Origin of the sequence: Kitasatospora sp. NBC_01539, assembly GCF_045040525.1 — a bacterium.
Classification (GTDB): Bacteria; Actinomycetota; Actinomycetes; order Streptomycetales; family Streptomycetaceae; genus Kitasatospora.
Genome location: NZ_CP109390.1, coordinates 7,559,182 through 7,577,302 on the forward strand (window position 1 = coordinate 7,559,182; position 18,121 = coordinate 7,577,302).

19 protein-coding genes are annotated in these 18,121 nt (G+C 74.2%); 7 read left to right on the top strand and 12 right to left on the bottom strand.

Annotation, left to right across the window (positions count from 1 at the left end):
- Positions 1–49: 49 nt before the first annotated feature.
- From OG335_RS32725 to OG335_RS32760, 8 genes are all read right to left on the bottom strand, one after another.
- The gene (locus OG335_RS32725; RefSeq protein ID WP_405014754.1) at positions 50–151 is read right to left on the bottom strand and encodes a DUF6893 family small protein; all 102 of its coding nucleotides are present in this window, start codon (positions 149–151) and stop codon (positions 50–52) included.
- Positions 136–669 (bottom strand): hydrogenase maturation protease, encoded by a 534-nt coding sequence (locus OG335_RS32730; protein WP_405014755.1) that lies wholly within the window; start codon positions 667–669, stop codon positions 136–138. The genes OG335_RS32725 and OG335_RS32730 overlap by 16 nt, the downstream gene beginning before the upstream one ends.
- Positions 666–2,036: a hypothetical protein gene (locus tag OG335_RS32735; protein ID WP_405014756.1), complete on the bottom strand. Its 1,371-nt coding sequence runs from the start codon at positions 2,034–2,036 to the stop codon at positions 666–668. The genes OG335_RS32730 and OG335_RS32735 overlap by 4 nt, the downstream gene beginning before the upstream one ends.
- Positions 2,033–2,770, bottom strand: a complete 738-nt coding sequence (locus OG335_RS32740) for a DUF6084 family protein (RefSeq protein ID WP_405014757.1) — start codon at positions 2,768–2,770, stop codon at positions 2,033–2,035. The genes OG335_RS32735 and OG335_RS32740 overlap by 4 nt, the downstream gene beginning before the upstream one ends.
- A complete protein-coding gene (locus OG335_RS32745) occupies positions 2,767–3,414 on the bottom strand; it encodes a DUF5947 family protein (protein ID WP_405014758.1) in 648 nt (215 codons plus the stop codon). The genes OG335_RS32740 and OG335_RS32745 overlap by 4 nt, the downstream gene beginning before the upstream one ends.
- Positions 3,411–3,875, bottom strand: coding sequence for a hypothetical protein (locus tag OG335_RS32750; protein ID WP_405014759.1), 465 nt, complete (start codon positions 3,873–3,875; stop codon positions 3,411–3,413). The genes OG335_RS32745 and OG335_RS32750 overlap by 4 nt, the downstream gene beginning before the upstream one ends.
- Positions 3,872–5,656 carry a nickel-dependent hydrogenase large subunit gene (locus tag OG335_RS32755; RefSeq protein WP_405014760.1) on the bottom strand — a complete coding sequence of 595 codons (1,785 nt, stop codon included), beginning with the start codon at positions 5,654–5,656 and terminating at the stop codon, positions 3,872–3,874. Before OG335_RS32755 ends, OG335_RS32750 begins: the two co-directional genes overlap by 4 nt.
- A gap of 85 nt (positions 5,657–5,741) precedes the next feature.
- Positions 5,742–6,821, bottom strand: coding sequence for a hydrogenase expression protein HypE (locus OG335_RS32760; protein WP_405014761.1), 1,080 nt, complete (start codon positions 6,819–6,821; stop codon positions 5,742–5,744).
- A gap of 374 nt (positions 6,822–7,195) precedes the next feature.
- Here OG335_RS32760 and OG335_RS32765 point away from each other — a divergent pair, with 374 nt between their 5' ends.
- Positions 7,196–7,402 carry a hypothetical protein gene (locus OG335_RS32765; protein ID WP_405014762.1) on the top strand — a complete coding sequence of 69 codons (207 nt, stop codon included), beginning with the start codon at positions 7,196–7,198 and terminating at the stop codon, positions 7,400–7,402.
- A 99-nt stretch (positions 7,403–7,501) separates the two neighbouring features.
- On the opposite strand, the gene hpxZ is transcribed toward OG335_RS32765, so the two are convergent.
- The 4 genes from hpxZ to OG335_RS32785 form a co-directional block, all read right to left on the bottom strand.
- Positions 7,502–7,906: an oxalurate catabolism protein HpxZ gene (gene hpxZ, locus OG335_RS32770; RefSeq protein WP_405014763.1), complete on the bottom strand. Its 405-nt coding sequence runs from the start codon at positions 7,904–7,906 to the stop codon at positions 7,502–7,504.
- Positions 7,903–8,460 carry a DUF1097 domain-containing protein gene (locus OG335_RS32775; RefSeq protein WP_405014764.1) on the bottom strand — a complete coding sequence of 186 codons (558 nt, stop codon included), beginning with the start codon at positions 8,458–8,460 and terminating at the stop codon, positions 7,903–7,905. The genes hpxZ and OG335_RS32775 overlap by 4 nt, the downstream gene beginning before the upstream one ends.
- A 169-nt stretch (positions 8,461–8,629) precedes the next feature.
- Positions 8,630–9,904 (bottom strand): amidohydrolase family protein, encoded by a 1,275-nt coding sequence (locus OG335_RS32780; protein WP_405014765.1) that lies wholly within the window; start codon positions 9,902–9,904, stop codon positions 8,630–8,632.
- Positions 9,905–10,074: 170 nt separating this feature from the next.
- On the bottom strand, positions 10,075–10,770 hold the full coding sequence (locus tag OG335_RS32785) for a GntR family transcriptional regulator (RefSeq protein ID WP_405014766.1): 696 nt from the start codon (positions 10,768–10,770) through the stop codon (positions 10,075–10,077).
- Between the two features lie 45 nt (positions 10,771–10,815).
- Between OG335_RS32785 and OG335_RS32790 the strand changes: the two genes are divergently transcribed.
- The 6 genes from OG335_RS32790 (at position 10,816) to OG335_RS32815 (ending at position 18,096) form a co-directional block, all read left to right on the top strand.
- The gene (locus tag OG335_RS32790) at positions 10,816–11,952 is read left to right on the top strand and encodes an acetamidase/formamidase family protein (protein WP_405014767.1); all 1,137 of its coding nucleotides are present in this window, start codon (positions 10,816–10,818) and stop codon (positions 11,950–11,952) included.
- Positions 11,949–13,256 (top strand): amidase family protein, encoded by a 1,308-nt coding sequence (locus OG335_RS32795; RefSeq protein ID WP_405014768.1) that lies wholly within the window; start codon positions 11,949–11,951, stop codon positions 13,254–13,256. Before OG335_RS32790 ends, OG335_RS32795 begins: the two co-directional genes overlap by 4 nt.
- Positions 13,253–14,320 carry a bile acid:sodium symporter family protein gene (locus OG335_RS32800; protein WP_405014769.1) on the top strand — a complete coding sequence of 356 codons (1,068 nt, stop codon included), beginning with the start codon at positions 13,253–13,255 and terminating at the stop codon, positions 14,318–14,320. The genes OG335_RS32795 and OG335_RS32800 overlap by 4 nt, the downstream gene beginning before the upstream one ends.
- Positions 14,321–14,487: 167 nt before the next feature.
- Positions 14,488–15,879 carry a purine-cytosine permease family protein gene (locus OG335_RS32805; protein ID WP_405014770.1) on the top strand — a complete coding sequence of 464 codons (1,392 nt, stop codon included), beginning with the start codon at positions 14,488–14,490 and terminating at the stop codon, positions 15,877–15,879.
- Positions 15,876–17,339 (top strand): amidase, encoded by a 1,464-nt coding sequence (locus OG335_RS32810; RefSeq protein ID WP_405014771.1) that lies wholly within the window; start codon positions 15,876–15,878, stop codon positions 17,337–17,339. The genes OG335_RS32805 and OG335_RS32810 overlap by 4 nt, the downstream gene beginning before the upstream one ends.
- A gap of 55 nt (positions 17,340–17,394) precedes the next feature.
- Complete coding sequence (locus tag OG335_RS32815; RefSeq protein WP_405014772.1) at positions 17,395–18,096, top strand: ribonuclease H; 702 nt, start codon at positions 17,395–17,397, stop codon at positions 18,094–18,096.
- Positions 18,097–18,121 lie beyond the last annotated feature (25 nt).

Genomic DNA, 18,121 nt, shown 5'->3' on the forward strand with positions numbered 1-18,121 from the left:
AGGCCAAGCCATTTGCAGTAGCGCCGGGCGCGGGGGCGCCCGGCCGTCCTCACATCCGGGAGATGCGCAGGTACCGCCGGAGGTCTCCCAGGTTGCCCAGGAGTACGACGGCCGCCGCCGCCACGGCGGTGCCGATCACGAACTTCCACATGGTGACGCCTTCCTGTCCGCCCGTTCGCCGGGCTTCCGGTTCTCTTCGATGACCCGCAGGACCAACTCCACGGCGGGGTCGACGGCCTGGGCGACCGGTGCGCTGAGGCTCATGCCCTCGTCCAGCGCCGCCGGTTCGCAGCCGACGACGAGCACCCGCTCCGGCGGCCGTCCGCCGGTGCCGGCGGCGAGCGCGCCGAGCAGGGCGAGCACGGCGTCGGGGCCCATGCGGTGCCCGTCGACGGCCGGTGCCCCGGTGGGGGTCTCGGCCGGCTCGTGGTCGGCCTCGATCAGGTAGACGGTGCCGGGCTCGCCGCCCCGCTCGGTGGCGTCCACGAGCACCAGAACGCGGTAGCCGTCGAGGAGTTGGTAGGCGAGGTGGACGCCGCGTACGCCGAAGTCGACGACCTCCACGCCGTCGGGCAGCGGCCGTTCGGCGAGTCGGCGGACGGTCTCGACGCCGAAGCCGTCGTCGCCGAGGAAGATGTTGCCGACCCCGGCCACCAGGACGTCCTTCACGACTCCTCCAGCGGGGTGATCTCGTCCGTCTGGAAGTACCGGTACCTGCCCTGGGCCCGCCAGAGGTCGGCCCCGGGGTCGCCGTCGACGGTGACCGCCACGTGCACGGAGCCGTCCACGTCGTGGAGCACCGCCTCGACCAGGGCCTCCCGGCCGTGCAGGAAGATGTCCTGGGCGTCGGTGCGCCGCAGGCCGGGCTTCAGCCGGACGCGGCTGCCCGCGCCGACGGACCGCCCGTCGACCACCACCCGGTCGGTGCCGGGGTCGACCTCGGCGTCCCGGCCCGGATCCCACCAGGGGGTGTCCGGTGCGGCGAACGGGTCGGCGGCGGCCGGTGCGGGGTCGGTGATGTCACGGAGGGCGCGGACGGCGCCGTGCAGCCGCTCCATGACCTCCGGCGGCATGGAGTCGGCCAGGTCGATGACGGCGCCGGCCCGCTCGTCCGTGCCGCGGGCCTCCCGCTTCTCCTGGTCGGTGAGGGTCGCGGTGCGCAGCGCGAGGATCTCGTCGATCTCCGTGGCGTCGTAGAGCGCACCGGGACTCTCCGGGGCGATCTGCGGGTGGTCCTCCAGGATGATCGGCGAGGAGAGCACGACGTCCGGGCGGCCCGGTTCGCCGGCCAGCACGGGCCAGGTGTGCTGGTTGCGGCAGCGCGCGATCTCGGGTGCGGCCCACTGCGGGGGGTCGGTCATCGAGAGGAAGCCGCCGCCGTCCAGGCCGAGCAGCAGGTGGGTGGAGACGAGCGAGTGCCGCAGCGCGGACTCCCGGTCCGCGTCGGCGGGCGGCGTCCACTCGGTGATGTTCTCCACCACGGCGATGAGGCGCAGCACCCGGTAGGGGCCGGGCAGTTCCTCGGCGGTGACGCGCACCAGGCCGTCGAGCCGTTCGCAGCGCCGGCTCAGCCGGCCGACCGGCGGACCTTCGCCGGCGGAGACCGCCTCCTGCTCGTCCCGGGCGGGCCGGTGGAAGGGCACGGTCAGCCCCTCCGCGAGCAGCCGGTCGATCGGTACGGAGAAGGTGACGGCGTCCTCGACACCCTCGTCCCAGGGCACCAGCACCCGGTCGGGGAGTTCCAGCGAGTCGACCTCGACGAACCCGCCCTGCGGGTCGGCCTGTTTGACGGTGCGCCGCTGGGCGCGGAGGAAGCGCAGCTCACCGGAGAGCACCGAGCCCTGCCGGGGCTCCATGAGCATCTCGGTCCGCTGGAAGGCGTGTTCGCCCTCGTCCTCGCCGTACGCGGGCGGCACGAGGACGCCGAACTGCCAGCGCAGCCGGTTCTTCGCCGCGGACGCCCGGTAGGGGTAGAGCACGTAGCCCTCGAACAGCACCGCGTCGGCGATCCTGCGGGCGGTCGTGAAGTCGCTCATCGCACACCTCCGTCGGCCGTGGCGGCGAGCCCGGCGGGGGCCGGCGCAGGGGCGGTTGCGGGGGCGGGGGTGGTTACGGGGGTGGTTGCGGGGGCCGGAGAAACGGAGGGTGCGGAGGCGTCGAGCAGCGACTGCACGGTGGCCTCCCAGGACGGCAGGGCGTGCCGCGACCGGTGGGCCAGGAGCGCGTCCAGGGTGTCGCGGCGCAGCCGCAGCCAGCCGCTGCCGGGGAAGTGCTGCTCCATCATGTCCCGCCAGACCTGCACCGGAAGGCGACAGGTCGCCTCGCGGTCCCACGGCACCGGGCTGACCTGGAAGCCGGACGGACCGGAGAACGCGGTGCCGGAGAACAGCATGAGCAGCGGCACCTCACCGTCCTCCAGTGCGTGCGGGTAGCGCCCGGCGGCGACCTCCAGGTCGTACGAGCAGGGCACCGGCAGGTCGACCTCGGTCTCGCCGGTGAACCCGGTGACCATCAGGGGCACCTGGGCGAACTGGATGGGGTTGAGCGAGGTGCCCCAGCGGGCGCGCTCCCCGAAGAGGTCGCCCAGCCGTTCCGCCTCGGCGTCGTTGTAGCGCCGCCGGGCGGGTTCGATGCGCAGCTGGCAGCGGAGGGCCAACGCGTGCACCTGCAGGCCGGGTTGGGCGGTGATGCGGAGCCGGAACACCAGGGTGGGGCCCGCCGCGTAGCCGTCGGCGCGGACGCCGGTGCACTGGAAGTCGAGTCCGGTCACGGCGCACCGCCCGTGGTGCACGGCCGGGCCCGGGCGTCCAACCGGTCGAAGTAGGCGTCGAGTTCGGCGCGGGCCTCGGCGCCGCCGTCGAAGCCCTGCCAGTGCAGGCGCATCCGGCCGACGAGTTCGTAGCACGCGTCGACCGGCACCAGGTAGGCCCGGTTGTGTCCGTCGGAGCGGCGCAGGAGTAGGGCTTCGACGTCCGGTTCCAGGAGTGCGGCGAGCGGGCTGCCGCCCAGCACGGCCTGCCAGTCGTCCTCGTCGAGTTCGCTCTCGGTCGCGCCGGCCGGGCTGGGGTACAGCGCGATCGGCCGTCCCTGTGCCGCGTTGCGGAGGAAGAACACCGTGCTGACGGGGATCCGCAGCGAGTCCCACACGGCGTCGGTGACGCGGTGCTCCGGGTCGACGAGGTAGCGGTCGGGCACCGGTCGGTAGCGGCCGCCGGCCGCGCCGTCCTGGTGGAAGAGCAGGCCGCAGGCGGTGCAGGCGCAGGCGAGCGAGCGCTCCTCGACGTCCACCAGGTGGCGGTGGCCGCCGGGCAGGCGCTGGCCGCAGAAGGCGCAGGCCTCGGGCTGCGGCGGGGCGGGCTCGCGGAGCCTCCGCAGGAGCGCGGTGCCGGGCCGGTCGATCTGGCGTACGCTCACCGCTCCACCGCCACCGGCCGGGTGCCGATCTGCAGCAGGGCGGGGGTCCGCTCCAGGTGGAGGGCCGTCACCTCGGGGGCGAAGCAGGCCAGCGACTCCTCCAGCCGTTCCTCGGCCTGGGCGCCACCGCAGCCGCAGCCGCCGCCGGAGTCCTCGCCGCGCAGCCGCAGGCTGCCCGTCGAGGCGTCGAACTCCGCGACCTGCCAGCCCGTTTCGTTCTCCAGCGCGCGGCCGATCCGGGTCTCGACGTTCTCCGGGTGCAGGTCGTGCAGCACGAGCAGCCCCGACACGAGCGGCTCCCCGAGCGCCTGCGGAGGCAGGAAGGCGGCCATCCGCTCCAGCCCACCGGTGTAGAAGTCCATGAGCAGCCGCACGAGTTCCTCGGCGGCCTCGCCCTGTCCGGCGCCGGCCAGCCGGTCCAGGCACTCCTGCACGCGCAGGCCGGTCTGTTCGGCGCTCATCCGGCGAGTCCGCTCAGGCCGGTGGGGACGTGCATCTTCTGCACGGTCTTCCCGCCGCCGACGTACATGTGCACGCCGCAGGGGAGGCAGGGGTCGAAGCTGCGGACGGCGCGCATGATGTCGATGCCCTTGAAGTTCTCCGGGGAGTTCTCCTCGAAGATCGGCGTGTTCTGCACGGCGTCCTCGTACGGGCCGGGCGTGCCGTAGGTGTCGCGGACGCTCGCGTTCCACGGGGTCGGCGGGTACGGGTGGTAGTTGGCGATCTTGCCGTCGCGGATCACCATGTGGTGCGAGAGAACGCCGCGGACGGCCTCGGTGAAGCCGCAGCCGATGGACTCGTCCGGCACCTCGAACTTCTCCCAGGTCTGGCTGCGTCCGGCGCGCACCTCCTCCAGCGCCTTCTCCGCGAAGTGCAGGGCCACGGCGGCCGCGTACGCCTGGAAGTAGGTGCGGGCGCGGTTGCGCTCCAGGGCGTTGGACCACTGCGGGATCTTCCACTCGAAGGTGACCTCGGGCTTGGTCATCGAGCGGGGGAGGTTGATCTGCACGCTGTGGCCGGTGGCCTTGACGTAGCCGATGTCCACGAGCCCCGAGAGGGCGGTCGACCAGAGGCGGGCGATCGGGCCGCCGCCGGTGTCGAGCGCGAGGTGGTCCTTGCCGTCGAACCAGCGCGGCGACATCACCCAGCTGTACTTGTCGTCGAAGTTCCGCTTCTGCGGCGCGGGGATGGTGTGCTGGTTCCACGGGTGCCGCGGGTCGACGGGGTTGCCGAGCGGGTCGTGGGTGACGAACTGCTCCTGGCCTTCCCAGTCCTGGTAGTACGAGCTGCCCAGGAGGATGCGGATGCCGAGGTTGATCTCGGTGAGGTCGTTGGTGACGAGCTTGCCGTCGACGACGATGCCGGGGGTGACGAACATCCGCCGGCCCCAGTCGGTCATGTTGGCGTAGGTGAAGTCGCAGTGGTCGGGGTCGTTGAGCGCGCCCCAGCAGCCGAGCATGATGCGGCGGCGGCCGACCTCCTCGTACCCGGGCAGGGCCTCGTAGAAGAAGTCGAAGAGGTCGTCGTGCAGCGGCACGACCTTCTTCATGAACTCCACGTACCGCATGAGCCGGGTCAGGTAGTCGGTGAACAGCTGCACGGAGGCGACGGTGCCGACACCACCGGGGTAGAGCGTGGAGGGGTGCACGTGGCGGCCCTCCATCAGGCAGAACATCTCGCGGGTGTAGCGGCTGACCTGCAGCGCCTCGCGGTAGAACTCGCCCTCGATCGGGTTGAGCGAGCGCATGATGTCGGCGATCGTCCGGTACCCGTGGTCGGCGGCGTGCGGCGCCTCGGTGCGCTCGGCCCGCTCCAGCACGCCCGGGTTGGTCTCGCGGACCATCTTCTCGCAGTAGTCGACCCCGACCAGGTTCTCCTGGAAGATGTTGTGGTCGAACATGTACTCGGCGGCCTCGCCGAGGTTGATGATCCACTCGCCCAGGTGCGGCGGCTTGACCCCGTACGCCATGTTCTGCGCGTACACCGAACAGGTGGCGTGGTTGTCGCCGCAGATGCCGCAGATGCGGCTGGTGATGAAGTGCGCGTCGCGCGGGTCCTTGCCGCGCATGAAGACGCTGTAGCCGCGGAAGACGGACGAGGTGCTGTAGCACTCCGCGACCCGCTTCTGCTTGAAGTCGATCTTCGTGTGGATGCCCAGGCTGCCCACGATCCGGGTGATCGGGTCCCAGGACATCTCCACCAGGCCGCTGCCGTCGCCGGCTGCCCTCGTCGTCTGCGTCATCGTCTCTGTCGTGCCCTTCTGCGGGGTGGAAGCGGGAGGGGGCGGCACGAGGCCGCCCGCGCACGGCGGGCGGCCTCGCGGAGGATCACCAGGGCGGCCGGTAGCCCGTCGTCACCTTGCGGCCGGTCTTGCGCCACTTGGGCTCCTTGTCCACGGTCTTGAGCGTGATCGAGCGGAGCCGGCGGATGAGCGTGCCGTACGCCGAACTGGCGGCGGTGGAGACGGTGGAGCCGGGTGGGGCGTCCATGAACGGCATGAACTTGTCGGGGAAGCCCGGCATCGTGCAGGCGATGCAGATGCCGCCCACGTTGGGGCAGCCGCCGACGCCGTTGATCCAACCGCGTTTGGTGACGTTGCACTTGACGACCGGGCCCCAGCAGCCGAGCCGTACGAGGCACTCCGGCGTGCCGTACTCGGACGCGAACTGGCCCTGCTCGTAGTAGCCGCCGCGGTCACAGCCCTCGTGCACCGTCGCGCCGAACAACCAGGCCGGGCGCAGCTTGTCGTCCAGCGGGATCATCGGCGCCGAACCCGCCAGCTGGTACAGCAGGTACGTCAGCGTCTCGGCGAAGTTGTCCGGCTGGATCGGACAGCCGGGCACGCAGACGATCGGCAGCCCGGCCTTGGACGTCCAGTCCCAGCCCAGGTAGTCGGGCACGCCCATCGCGCCGGTCGGGTTGCCCGCCATGGCGTGGATGCCGCCGTAGGTCGCGCACGTGCCGATCGCCACCACGGCGGTGGCCTTGGGGGTCAGCCGGTCGAGCCACTCGCTGGTGGTGATCGGCTGGCCGGTCTCGGGATCGTCGCCGAAGCCGCACCAGTAGCCCTCGGGCTTGATGCGCTCGTTCGGGATGGAACCCTCGACGACGAGGACGAACGGATCGAGCTCGCCGCGCTCCGCCTTGAAGAACCACTCGACGAAGTTGTCGGCGCCCTGCACGGGCCCGCACTCGAAGTCGATCAGCGGCCAGTGGACGGCGATCTCGGGCAGGCCCGGGAGGGCGCCCGTGACGATCTCCTCGATGCTCGGCTGCATGGCCGCGGTGAGCGAGACGGAGTCGCCGTCGCAGCTGAGGCCGGCGTTGATCCACAGAATGTGGACGGGTGGCGTCTCCACATCGCCGGGGGTGCCGCCGGTGTCGGCGGTCGTTGCTGCAGCACCCATGAGGATGCCTCCTTGCAAAAGGGACGAGACCGATGAAACGGACTCTCTGACTTCCTAGCAGTCCTCCGGTCGGGGTGGCCTCCGGATTGGTCCGAACCGGCGACCGGCCGGCCTGCTGCGGGCAGCACCCGGTCCCGGTCGATGGTGGCCGCCCCCGGCCGGTGCGGGCCGCCCGGCGGCCGGAGACCGCCGACCGGAGACCGCCGACCGGGCTCCGCGGGTGCGTCCCAGCCGATCGTGACGCAGGGGAGGGGCCGGACGGCGCAACACCGCCCGGGGAGTCACCCGACCGGCTGCGCCCGCGGCGGCCGACCGCCGCCGGGCCGGCCGTCGTGCGCGGGCCTTCGTGGGCGCAGCGGCGTGGATGGGCCCGGGTGCGCGGGCGGGTCAGCCGCCGATGCCGGGCAGGCCACGACGGCGTCGAGGAGACCGGGGAAGGCCGCGTCGAACTCCTCGCGGGCGACACCGTCGTGCTCACCGCCGCCTCCGGCAGCGTCGGCCTGGACGGGATCGTCGAGGCCCACCGCTACCTGGAGGTGGGCACCCAGGTGGGCAAGATCGTCGTCGCGGTCGACCACTGACGGTTCCCGCCGCACCCCGCCGCACCCCGTCGTACCGCGCCAGACCCCGTCGTACCCGTCGGACCGTGGCCACGCCCGCGCCCGTTGCCGGGCGGCGCGTCAGATGCGCCGGGAGACGTGGGCCGAGACGATCCGCCAGCCCACCCCGGGCATCCGCACCCAGGTCTGGGACTGGCGGCCCACCCCCGGCACGCCCTCCCGGCGGAACGTCAGGGAGGTCACGGCGAACGCGTCGCCGTACGTCGTGACCGCCACGCGCTCGGGAGTGCGGTCGAGCCCGGCTGCCGGGCGGGCTCGACGGAACGCGGCGATCTCCGCATACCCGAAGAGCTCCTCGTCGGCCCCGAACCGCACGGTGTGCGGGGCGTCGAGGAACAGCTCGTCCAGCACGGCGACGTCGTTCGAGGTGAGGGCGCGTTCGTAGCGGGCGAACGCCGCACGGACCTCCGCGTGCACGGCCGGGTCGTCGACGACGAGTTCCGCCGGCTCCGTGGCCCCGCTCACCGGGCGGCCGCCGCGCCGAGCGGGGCGTCGCCGTCGGCGGCCGCGGCCGCGTGCTCGCTGACGGGGAACGTCAGCCTGCCCGCCAGGTGGGCGAAGACCGGGCCGAGCGCGTTCATCGCCACCACCGACAGCCAGGCCGCCCACGGGTCGCCGGCACGGAAGCCGAAACCGCCGAAGAACGTCGCGAAGTACGAGGCGAACCCGAGGAACATGCCGGGCACGAGGGAGAACAGCCGCAGCCGGCCGGTGTACATCAGAACGGTGTTGACCACCAGGATGACGGCGGCCAGCACGGCGTCCCGGGCGAGCTGCCCGGACACCAGGCCGCCGACCCGCTGCATCACCAGCACGATCACCAGGGCGAAGAACGACCCCGCCGGCATGGCCACCCACAGCCGCCGGGCCACCGGCAGGCTCGGGCCGCCCGCGAGGAAGGTCGCGGCCCAGGAGATGAAGATCGCCCAGGGCGGGAGGTCGAGGGCGGTGCCGCCGATGAAGGCGGTGGAGGCGGCCAGGACGGACGCCGCGATCTCGTGGGGGATCCGTTCACGCATGGGGGGGGACTCCGTGGGGAAGGAGGGTGACGTGGGGAGTGAGTCGGTGAGGGAGTGAGTGGGGAAGCGAGTGCATCGGTGAGGGAGTGCATCGGTGAGCGAGTGAGTCGGTGAGCGAGTGCATCGGTGAGGGAGCGAGTCGCGGTGGGGGAGGACGGCCCGGGCCGGGTCAGGCCGTGCGGAACAGCAGCTCGGTGCTCCGGGTCGAACGGGCGACCACTCGGCCGCCCTTGATGACCGCGGTGCGCACCGGACGGTCCAGCAGGACGTCGTGCACGTCCAGGGTGTCCAGTACCACCAGGTCGGCCGCGGCGCCCGGCCGGAGGCCGTACCGGTCGGCCACGCCGACCACCCGGGCCGCCTCGGTGGTGGCCATCGCGAGCACCCGGGCGAGGTCGTCCGGCCCGGCCAGGTGGCCGGTCTGGGCGAGCAGGAGCCCGATGTCGAGCAAGTCGGCGTTGCCGTACGGGGTGAACGCGTTGCGGATGTTGTTCGAGGAGTACGCGCACGTCACCCCCGCCTCCCACAGCTCGCGGACGGGGGCGACGCCGCGCCGTGCGTTCACCGGGTCGGCGCGGCCGTTGAGGTGCAGGTCGGTGGCGGGCAGCGGGACGACCGCCACCCCGGCCGACGCCAGGGCGGCGAGCACCTTCCGGCGTTCGGAGGGCGGGCGGCCGGCCAGGGAGGTCATGTGGCCGAGCGCGACCCTGCCCTGCAGACCTCGCCGCACCACCGCCCCGGCGATGTACTCCGCCATGGCGAACCGCGGATCGGCGGTGTCGTCCGCGAAGTCGGCGTGCAGGTCTGCGGGCACGCCGAACTCGACGGCCAGGTCGAGCACCAGGTCGACCTGGCGCCGGCAGTCCGCGACGTCCGCCTCGTTGTAGGTGCAGCCGCCGACGACGTCGGCACCGCGGCGCAGCGCCTCGCGCAGCAGGTCCAGGGTGCCCTCGGCGCGCAGCACCCCCTCCTGCGGGAAGGCCACCACCTGGAGGTCCACCACGTCGCGGTACTCCTCGCGAAGCTCCAGCACGACGTCGAGGGCCAGCAGGCCGATGATCGGGTCGACGTCGGGGTGGGCGCGGATCAGGGTGGTGCCGTGCGCCACCGCCTGCTCGATCACGCTCCTGGCGCGTCCGCGGACGGCCTGCGCGGTGAAGGAACGCTTGAGTTCCCCGGTGACCGCGATCGCCCCGGCCAGCGAGCCGTCGGGGTTGGGCCGTTCACGGTCGAGCAGGGCCTTGTCGAGGTGCAGGTGGGATTCGATGAGGCCGGGTATCACCACGCGCCCTGCGCAGTCGAGGGTTTCGGCGTCCGGCGCCGCGGCGGACCGGCTGCCGATCGAGCGGATCAGGCCGTTGCCCAGGTGGATGTCGACGGGCTCGGCGCGGTCGGCGATCCGGGCGTCGCGCAGGACGAGGTCGGGCAGGCGGCGCGTGTGCATACGGGCGGATCCCTCCGGGGCGGGGCGCCGCGGGAGAGGGGTCCTCCGGAGGCGCCGCCGAGCTTGTCCACCGGTTGTATACAAGTCGTTTGTTGCGCGAAAACGCCTCCCCGGATACACCCCTGTTTCGGTGCGGCCGGTCGGCGGGAGGCGGTCGGGCGGGACGGGTCCTACGCCGGTCCGTCCGCGGCCGCGGTGCCCGGCTCGCGTCGCCGGTACGCGGACTGCGCCTTCACGATGTGACGGGCCACCAGGTCGCGGGCGCGGTCCTGGTCGGCGTCCTCGATCGCGGCCACGATCTCCGCGTGCTCCCGCCAGGAGTCGACGGCCCGGCGCGGGAGTTCGGCCGCGTACACCCAGGCGATCTTGTGGCTGAGCTGGGTCACCAGCTGGCTGAGCGTGCGGCTGCCGGAGGCCGTCGCGATCACCTCGTGCAGGCGGCTGTTCAGCCGGGCCAGCTCCTCCAGCCGGCCGTCCTCGGCCGCCTCCAAGCCGAGCGAGACGAGCTCCTTCATCCGCCCCACCTGTTCGGGGGTCCGGCGCAGCGCCGCCCGGCCCGCACCCAGCGGCTCCAGCAGGCCGCGGATCTCCAGCAGGTCCTCCGCCTCGTCGTCGCTCAGTTCCACCACGGCGATGCCCGCGTAGGGCCGGCTCGCCAGGAAGCCCTCCGCCTCCAGCGCGCGCAGGGCCTCGCGCACCGGCACCCGTGAGACGCCGTACCGGGCGGCCATCGCCTCCTCGGTGAGCCGCTGGCCCGGCCGGTGGACCCCCCGGATCAGGTCCTCGCGGATCGCCCGGACGACCGCCTGCGGCGACACCCGCCCCCGGTCCGACGCGGACTGTCCAGCCTCGTCACCCATGATCATCCCCGATTGGATACAATCGCCGCTCCTTCGGCGAAAGAGCTTGGCGTGGCGAACGTACTACAACCCGGCACCGGCCCGATCCACGGCGACGCGTACCTGCGCTCCACTCCCGACACCGTCTCCTGGGGCCTGCTGCCCACCGCGGCCGACCGGCCCGTCCTCACGGTCGACTCCGGCTCGACGGTCTGCTTCGACACCGTCAGCCACGAGGGCCTGCTGGCCGACCAGGGCGGCGACCCCGCCGCCTTCTTCGGCGCGGCCGGCATCGCCCGCAACCACCTGCTCTCCGACGCCCGCGACATCGCGGCCGCCCTCACCCACCGCCCCGACCTCACCGGCCCGCACATCGTCACCGGACCGGTCGCCGTCCGCGGCGCCCGCCCCGGCGACGTCCTGGAGGTCGAGGTGCTGAGCCTGCTGCGCCGCGCCCCCTACGGCGTGATCAGCAACCGGCACGGGCGAGGCGCCCTCGCCGGCGAACACCCGATACCCCCGCACGGCTGGCCCGCCGGGCAGCCCGTACCCACCGTCAGCCTGGTCGCCCACGTCGACGAGGACGGCCGCGGCGTCCTGCCCACCGGCGACGGCCGGCACCTGCACTTCCCGCTCGCCCCGTTCCTCGGCATCCTGGGCGTCGCCACCGCCGGCGACCGGCCGCACGACTCCGTGCCACCCGGCCCCCACGGCGGCAACCTCGACATCCGCATGCTCACCGAGGGCGCCCGGCTGTACCTGCCCGTACAGGCCGACGGCGCCCTCTTCTACACCGGCGACCCGCACTTCTCGCAGGGCGACGGCGAGGTCTCGCTGACCGCCTTCGAGGCGCCGCTGCGCGCGACCCTGCGGCTCACCGTGCACCGCGACGAGGCCGTCCGGCGCCTCGCCGCCGACCTCGCCCTGCCGTTCGCGGAGACGGCCGACGCCCACCTCGTGCTCGGCCTCGACCCCGACCTCGACACGGCCGTCCGGCAGGCCACCCGCAACGCCGTCGCCTTCCTCCGCGCCCGGCACGGCCTGCCGCCCGCCGTCGCGCTCGCCTACCTCAGTGCCGCCTGCGACGTCCGGATCTCCCAGGTCGTCGACCGCGTCAAGGGCGTCCACTTCGTCCTGCCCAAGGCCGACCTCGCCGGCCTCGGGACCGGCGGCACCGACAACCCCCGCAGTGAAGGAGACACGGCATGACGCCCCGTCCCGGCCCGTTCGTGGAATGGCTCCCCGCGCCGCCGGACCCGTCGCCGCCGGACCCGGCCCCGCCCGCGCCGGACGGCCCGCTCGCCGGCGTCCGGCTCGCGGTCAAGGACGTCGTCGACGTCGCCGGACTCCCCACCGGCGCAGGTCACCCGCTCCGGCTCCTCACCCACCCGCCCGCCGAGCGGGACGCCGAGGCCGTGGCCCGGCTGCGGGCCGCCGGTGCGGCGTTCGTCGGCAAGACCCACACCGACGAGCTCGCCTACAGCCTCGGCGGCACCAGCGCCCACTACGGCGCCGTGCCCAACCCCGCAGCACCCGACCGGGTCTGCGGCGGCTCCTCCAGCGGTACGGCCGCCGCCGTGGCCGCGGGCGCCGCCGACCTCGGCCTCGGCACCGACACGGCCGGGTCCGTCCGCGTCCCCGCCTCCTACTGCGGCCTGTACGGCTTCCGGCCCACCCACCGGCGGGCACCCCGCGCAGGGATCGTCCCGCTCGCGCCGTCCTTCGACGTGCCCGGCCTGCTCGCCCGCGACCCCGCCGTGCTCGACGCCGGCCTGCGGGTGCTCCTCGGCACCGGCCCGGAGCAGCAGCACCCGCGCGCACCCCGGCCCGTACGCCGTCTGCTGGTGCCCGACGACCTGTGGGCCCGCGCCGGCGACGCCGTCACCGCCGCGCTCGCCGGGCCGGTGGCCGCGCTCGCCCACCTGGCCCCCACCGACCGGCGGACGTTCCGGGCCGCCGCCTCACCGGGCTGGGACCGCACCCGCGAGGCGTTCTCCACCGTCCAGGCGGCCGAGGCGTGGGCCGCGCACGGCGCCTGGATCACCGCACGGCAACCGGAGTTCGGGCCCGGAGTCGGCGCCCGCTTCGCCGCCGCCGCCGAGGTCACGGCGGACCGGGCGGCACAGGCCAGGACCGACCTGGCCGCCGACATCGCGCCGCTGCTCGAACTCCTCCACGACGGCGACCTGCTGCTGCTCCCCGCCGCACCCGGCCCGGCACCGCTGCTCACCGGCGGCGCCGCTCCCGCGGTGCCGCCCGCGGCGGACCGCCGGGCGGCCACCGTGCTGCTCACCTGCCTCGCCTCCGCCGCGGGCGCACCCGCCCTCTGCCTCCCCGCCGTCCGCCTCGACGGCGCCCCGCTCGGGCTCTGCCTCGTCGCCGCCCCCGGCTCCGACGAACACCTGCTCGACCTGCTCGCCGCGCTCGACCCGCCGACCGGTGCGGGGCCGACCGGTGCGGGGCCGGCCGGAGGGCCGCCCCCGGACGGCACCACAGCGAAAGGCCCCCGATGAAAACCGTCACCGCACGACTCGGCATCGACCCCTACCTGCTGGCCATCCTCGCCACCGTCGGCCTCGCCGTCCTGCTGCCGGCCCGCGGCGCGGCCGCCCACGGCCTCGCCGACACCACCTCCGGGCTCGTCGGCCTGCTGTTCTTCCTCTACGGCGCCCGGCTCTCGCCCCGCGCCGCACTGGAGGGCGCCACCCACTGGCGGCTCCACCTGACCATCCTGGCCGCCACGTTCGTCGTCCTCCCGCTGCTCGGCCTGGCCGCGCACGCCCTCGCGTCGCCCCTGCTGGGGCCCGAACTCGCCCGCGGCGTGCTCTTCCTCTCGCTGCTGCCCTCCACGGTGCAGTCGTCGATCGCCTTCACCGCGATCGCGGGCGGCAACACCGCGGGCGCGGTCTGCGCCGCGTCCTTCTCCAGCCTGCTCGGCATCGTCGTCACCCCGTTGCTGGCCTCCGTGCTGCTCGGCGGCGCGGGCGCGGTGCGGCTCGACGGGGGAGCGGTGCTGACCCTCGTCCTCCAACTGCTGCTGCCGTTCCTCCTCGGCCAGCTCTCCCGCCGCTGGACGGCCTCGTGGATCGCCGCGCACAAGCCGGTCGTGACCGCCGTGGACCGCGGATCCATCCTCGTCGTCATCTACGGCGCCTTCAGCGAGGGCATGGTCGCCGGGGTCTGGCGCACGACCTCGCCGGGCCGGGTCGGACTCCTCCTGGCCGTCTGCGCGCTGCTGCTGGCTGCCGCCCTGGCCGTCACCGACCGGAGCGCACGGGCTCTCGGCTTCTCGCGTGCCGACCGCATCACCGTCGTCTTCTGCGGTTCCAAGAAGAGCCTCGCGAGCGGACTTCCCATGGCCGCGGTGCTGTTCACGCCCACCGATCTCGGCCTGATCGCCCTGCCGCTGATGCTCTTCCACCAGCTGCAGCTGATGGCCTGCACGGTGCTCGCCCGCCGCTGGGCGGCGGCGGATCACCCGGACGCGAGCGGGTCCGCGGCAGCAGCCGGGGCGGCCGGCGCCGGGTCGGGCGTCGCCGTCGAGGAGCGCGTCGGCAGCTCCGGCACGACCGTGTGACGGCAGGCCCGCCGTCCGCCGGCCGCCGGCCACCAGGGAGGGGGCCGTGAGGGGTCCGATACGCCGGTGTTACACGGCGGAACGGTCCAGGCAATCCGGCGGACCTACGGTCGGGCGCACCGCGATTTCGTATACAAAAACGCGATCGCCTGGATCCGAGGAGACCGATGAGACCGGACGCCGCACCCGAGACCACCCCGTACACCGCCCCGAGCGGCGGCGGGGCGGACGAGTACGAGCACCGGCCCGTGCCGCCCGAGGCGCGCCGCAGCCTGCTCTCCGTCGCCGCGGTCTGGGGCGGATTCCCCATGTGCCTGGGCAACGCCGTGTTCGGCGGCCTGATTGTCTACAACCTCGGCCTGCTGCGTGGCATGCTCGCCGTCCTCGTGGGCAACCTCGTGCTCCTCGGGTACGTCGGCACGCTCGCCCACCTCTCCGGCCGGACGGGCGACAACTTCTCGCTGCAGTCGCTCACCACCTTCGGACACCGCGGCCGGGCCCTGGTGGTGGGCTTCCTCTCCACCGTGGTGATCGGCTGGTTCTCGTACCAGATCGGCCTCACCGGCAGCACGTTCCACGAGCTGTTCGGCTGGGCGCCCGCCTGGGGCGCGCTGCTGGGCTGTCTCCTCTACACGGCGGCCGCGGTGGCCGGCATCAGGGCGCTGTCGCTGATCGGGCTGATCGGCACGCCGCTGTTCCTCGTCCTGGGGGCGGTCGCGCTGTACTTCGGCACCCGCGACGGCGCCTCGCTCTCCACCGCGCTGGCGTACGGCGGCGAGGGGCACGCCCTGCCGTTCTGGGCGGCCGGCAGCATCGTGATCGCGGGGTTCGCGGACTCCGGCACGATGACGGCCGACTTCACCCGGTGGGCCCGTGACGGTCGGTCGGCCGTCGCCGCCACTGCTGCCGCGTTCCCCTTCGCCAACACGGCGGCCTACCTGGTCGGCGGGCTCGTCGTCGCGGTCGGCGGCGCCGCGGACCCCGCGCACGACGGCGGCGCGTTCCTCGGCCTGCTGACCGGGCACGGCGCGCTGCTCACCGGGGTCGCCGTGCTGTTCGTCCTCACCAACCTCGGCTCCGTCGCCGCGCACTGCCTCTACAACGGCGCCGTCGGGTGGTCGGGCGTCACCCGGGCCCGGATGCGTACGCTCGCGCTCGTCCTCGGGGCGGTGGGCCTGGCCGTCGCACTGACCGGGGTGTGGAGCTCGATCGTGGAGTGGCTGTCGCTGCTCGGCATCGTGGTGCCCCCGATCGGCGCGGTGCTGATCGCCGACCACCTGATGCCGCGGTGGCGTGCGGCCGGGCGGCCCGCGGAGGCCTTCCGGGTGTCGGCCCTCGCAGCCTGGGGGGCCGGTGCGGGTGCGGCCGCGCTGGTGCACGCGCTGGCACCGGGCTCCGTCGACGCGCTCGTGGGGATCGCCGTCGCCGGCGCCGCGTACGCGGGGCTCGCGCTGCTCCGCCGCCCGGTCGCGGAGCAACCGCCCGTGCAGGGAACGGCGCAGGGGCTGGCGCAGGGCCCGGCCCTGGTGGCCGTGCCGGTGGCGGGGGAGGGCCGGTGAACCGCGCCGCCCGGGACGAGATCTGCTTCCTGCCCGCCACCGACCTGGTCGCGCAGGTGCGGCGCCGTACCCTCTCGCCGGTCGAGATCGTGGACGCGGTGCTCGACCGCACCGCCGAACTCGACCCGCTGCTCGGGGCGTTCTGCACGCCGACTCCCGAGATCGCCCGGGAGCGCGCCCGCCGGCTCGCCGACGACCTGGTGCACGGCCGGCCGACCGGTCCGCTCGCCGGGGTGCCGATCGGCGTGAAGGACCTGCTCTCCACCGCAGGGGTGCGCACGACGTCGGGTTCGGTGGTGCACGCCGACCACGTGCCCGACGAGGACGACATCGTCGTCGAACGGTCCGCGGCGGCCGGGGCGGTGCTGCTCGGCAAGACCAACACGACGGAGTTCGGCTACAGCGCCGTCGGCCACAACCCGCTCTTCCCGCCCACCCGCAACCCCTGGAACACCGCGCTGACGCCGGGCGGTTCGAGCGCCGGATCCGCCGCGGCGGTCGCCGCCGGCCTCGGCCCGGTCGCGCTCGGCAGCGACGGCGGCTGCTCGGTACGGGTGCCCGCCGCCCACTGCGGCCTGGTCGGTTTCAAGGCGTCGATGGGACGGGTGCCGGTCTACCCGGGCTGCCGGGACGAGCGGCTGCCCGGCGTCTCCGGCTGGGAGAGCCTGGAGCACATCGGCCCGCTCACCCGCACCGTCGCCGACGCGGCGCTGATGCTCTCCGTGCTCGCCGGGCCCGACCCGCGGGACCGGCACTCCATCCCGTGCGGCGACGTCGACTGGCAGGACGCCGTCCGCCGGGGCGCGGCGGACGGCGTTGCGGGCCTGCGCGTCGCCTGGAGTCCGGACCTCGGGTACCTCGCGGTCGACCCCGAGGTGCGCCGCGTCACCGGCGCGGCGGTGGCCGTGCTGGAGCGCGGACTCGGCTGCCGGGTCGAGGAGGTGACACCGGGCTGGGACGACCCGGCCGCGGCCTTCGAGGCCCTGGTCGTCGCCGAGACCGACCTGCGCGGCATGCGTCGGACGATCGACGAGCACGGGCCGCGGATGTCCCCGCACCTGGTGGCCTGGATGCGTCGCCCGTGGACCGCCGAGCAGCTCACCGACGCGAACATCGCGCGCAAGGCCCTCGTGAACCGGATGGCCCGGCTGATGACCGGGTACGACGTGCTCGTCACCCCCACCGCGGCGGTGCCGCCGTTCCCGGTCGGCATCGCCGGCCCGACGGTGACCGACGGCCGGGAGGTCGGGGAGAACGCCTGGATCGGCTTCAACTACCCGGCGAGTCTCACCGGCCAGCCGGCCGTCAGCGTCCCCGCCGGGTGGACGCGGGACGGTCTGCCGGTCGGCCTGCAGATCGTCGGCCGCCACCTCGCCGACGCCACCGTGCTGCGCGTCGCCGCGGCCTTCGAACGCGCCGCGCCGTGGACGGACCGCAGGCCCGACCCGGCGGCCGCGTAGGCGGGCCCGGCGGAGCCGTTCGGAGCAGGCCGCCGGGTCTGGGATCATGGAGGGCATGGTCGAACGAGTCATCGCAGCATGTGACGGAGCAGCCAAGGGCAACCCGGGCCCGGCGGCCTGGGCGTACGTGGTCGCCGACGCGGCGGGCGCGCCGCAGCACTGGCAGGCCGGTCCGCTCGGGCACAGCACGAACAACGTGGGCGAGCTGACCGCGCTGGAGCAGCTGCTCGGCGCGGTGCCGCCCGCCGCTCCGCTGGAGGTGCGCCTCGACAGCACCTACACCCGCGACGCGGTGACCAAGTGGCTGGCCGCCTGGAAGCGCAACGGGTGGAAGACCGCCGCGGGCAAGCCCGTCGCCAACCAGGAGCTCATCCAGCGCATCGACGCGCTGCTGGAGGGCCGCGACGTCACCTTCGTGTACGTGGCCGCGCACCAGGTGGACGGCGATCCGCTGAACGCGATCGCCGACAAGGCCGCCAGCGACGTGGCCCGGACCCAGCAGGCGGCGGGCGGCACGGCGGCCGACCTGCCGGTGCCGGACCCGGTCGCGGCGCCGAAGGCCCGCGGCGCCCGCCGCCCGGCGGCGTCGGGCGGCGCCCGCACGGGCACCGCGACCGGCGGGGCGGGTCGATCCCGCACGCTGGCGGCGCGGTTCCCCGGCACGTGCCCGTGCGCCCGCCCGTACGCGAAGGGCGACACGATCACCAAGGTCGGCGCGGGCTGGGGCCACCCGGAGTGCGCGGCGGCGCACGCCTGAGGCAGCCGGATCATCCCGGGCGGGG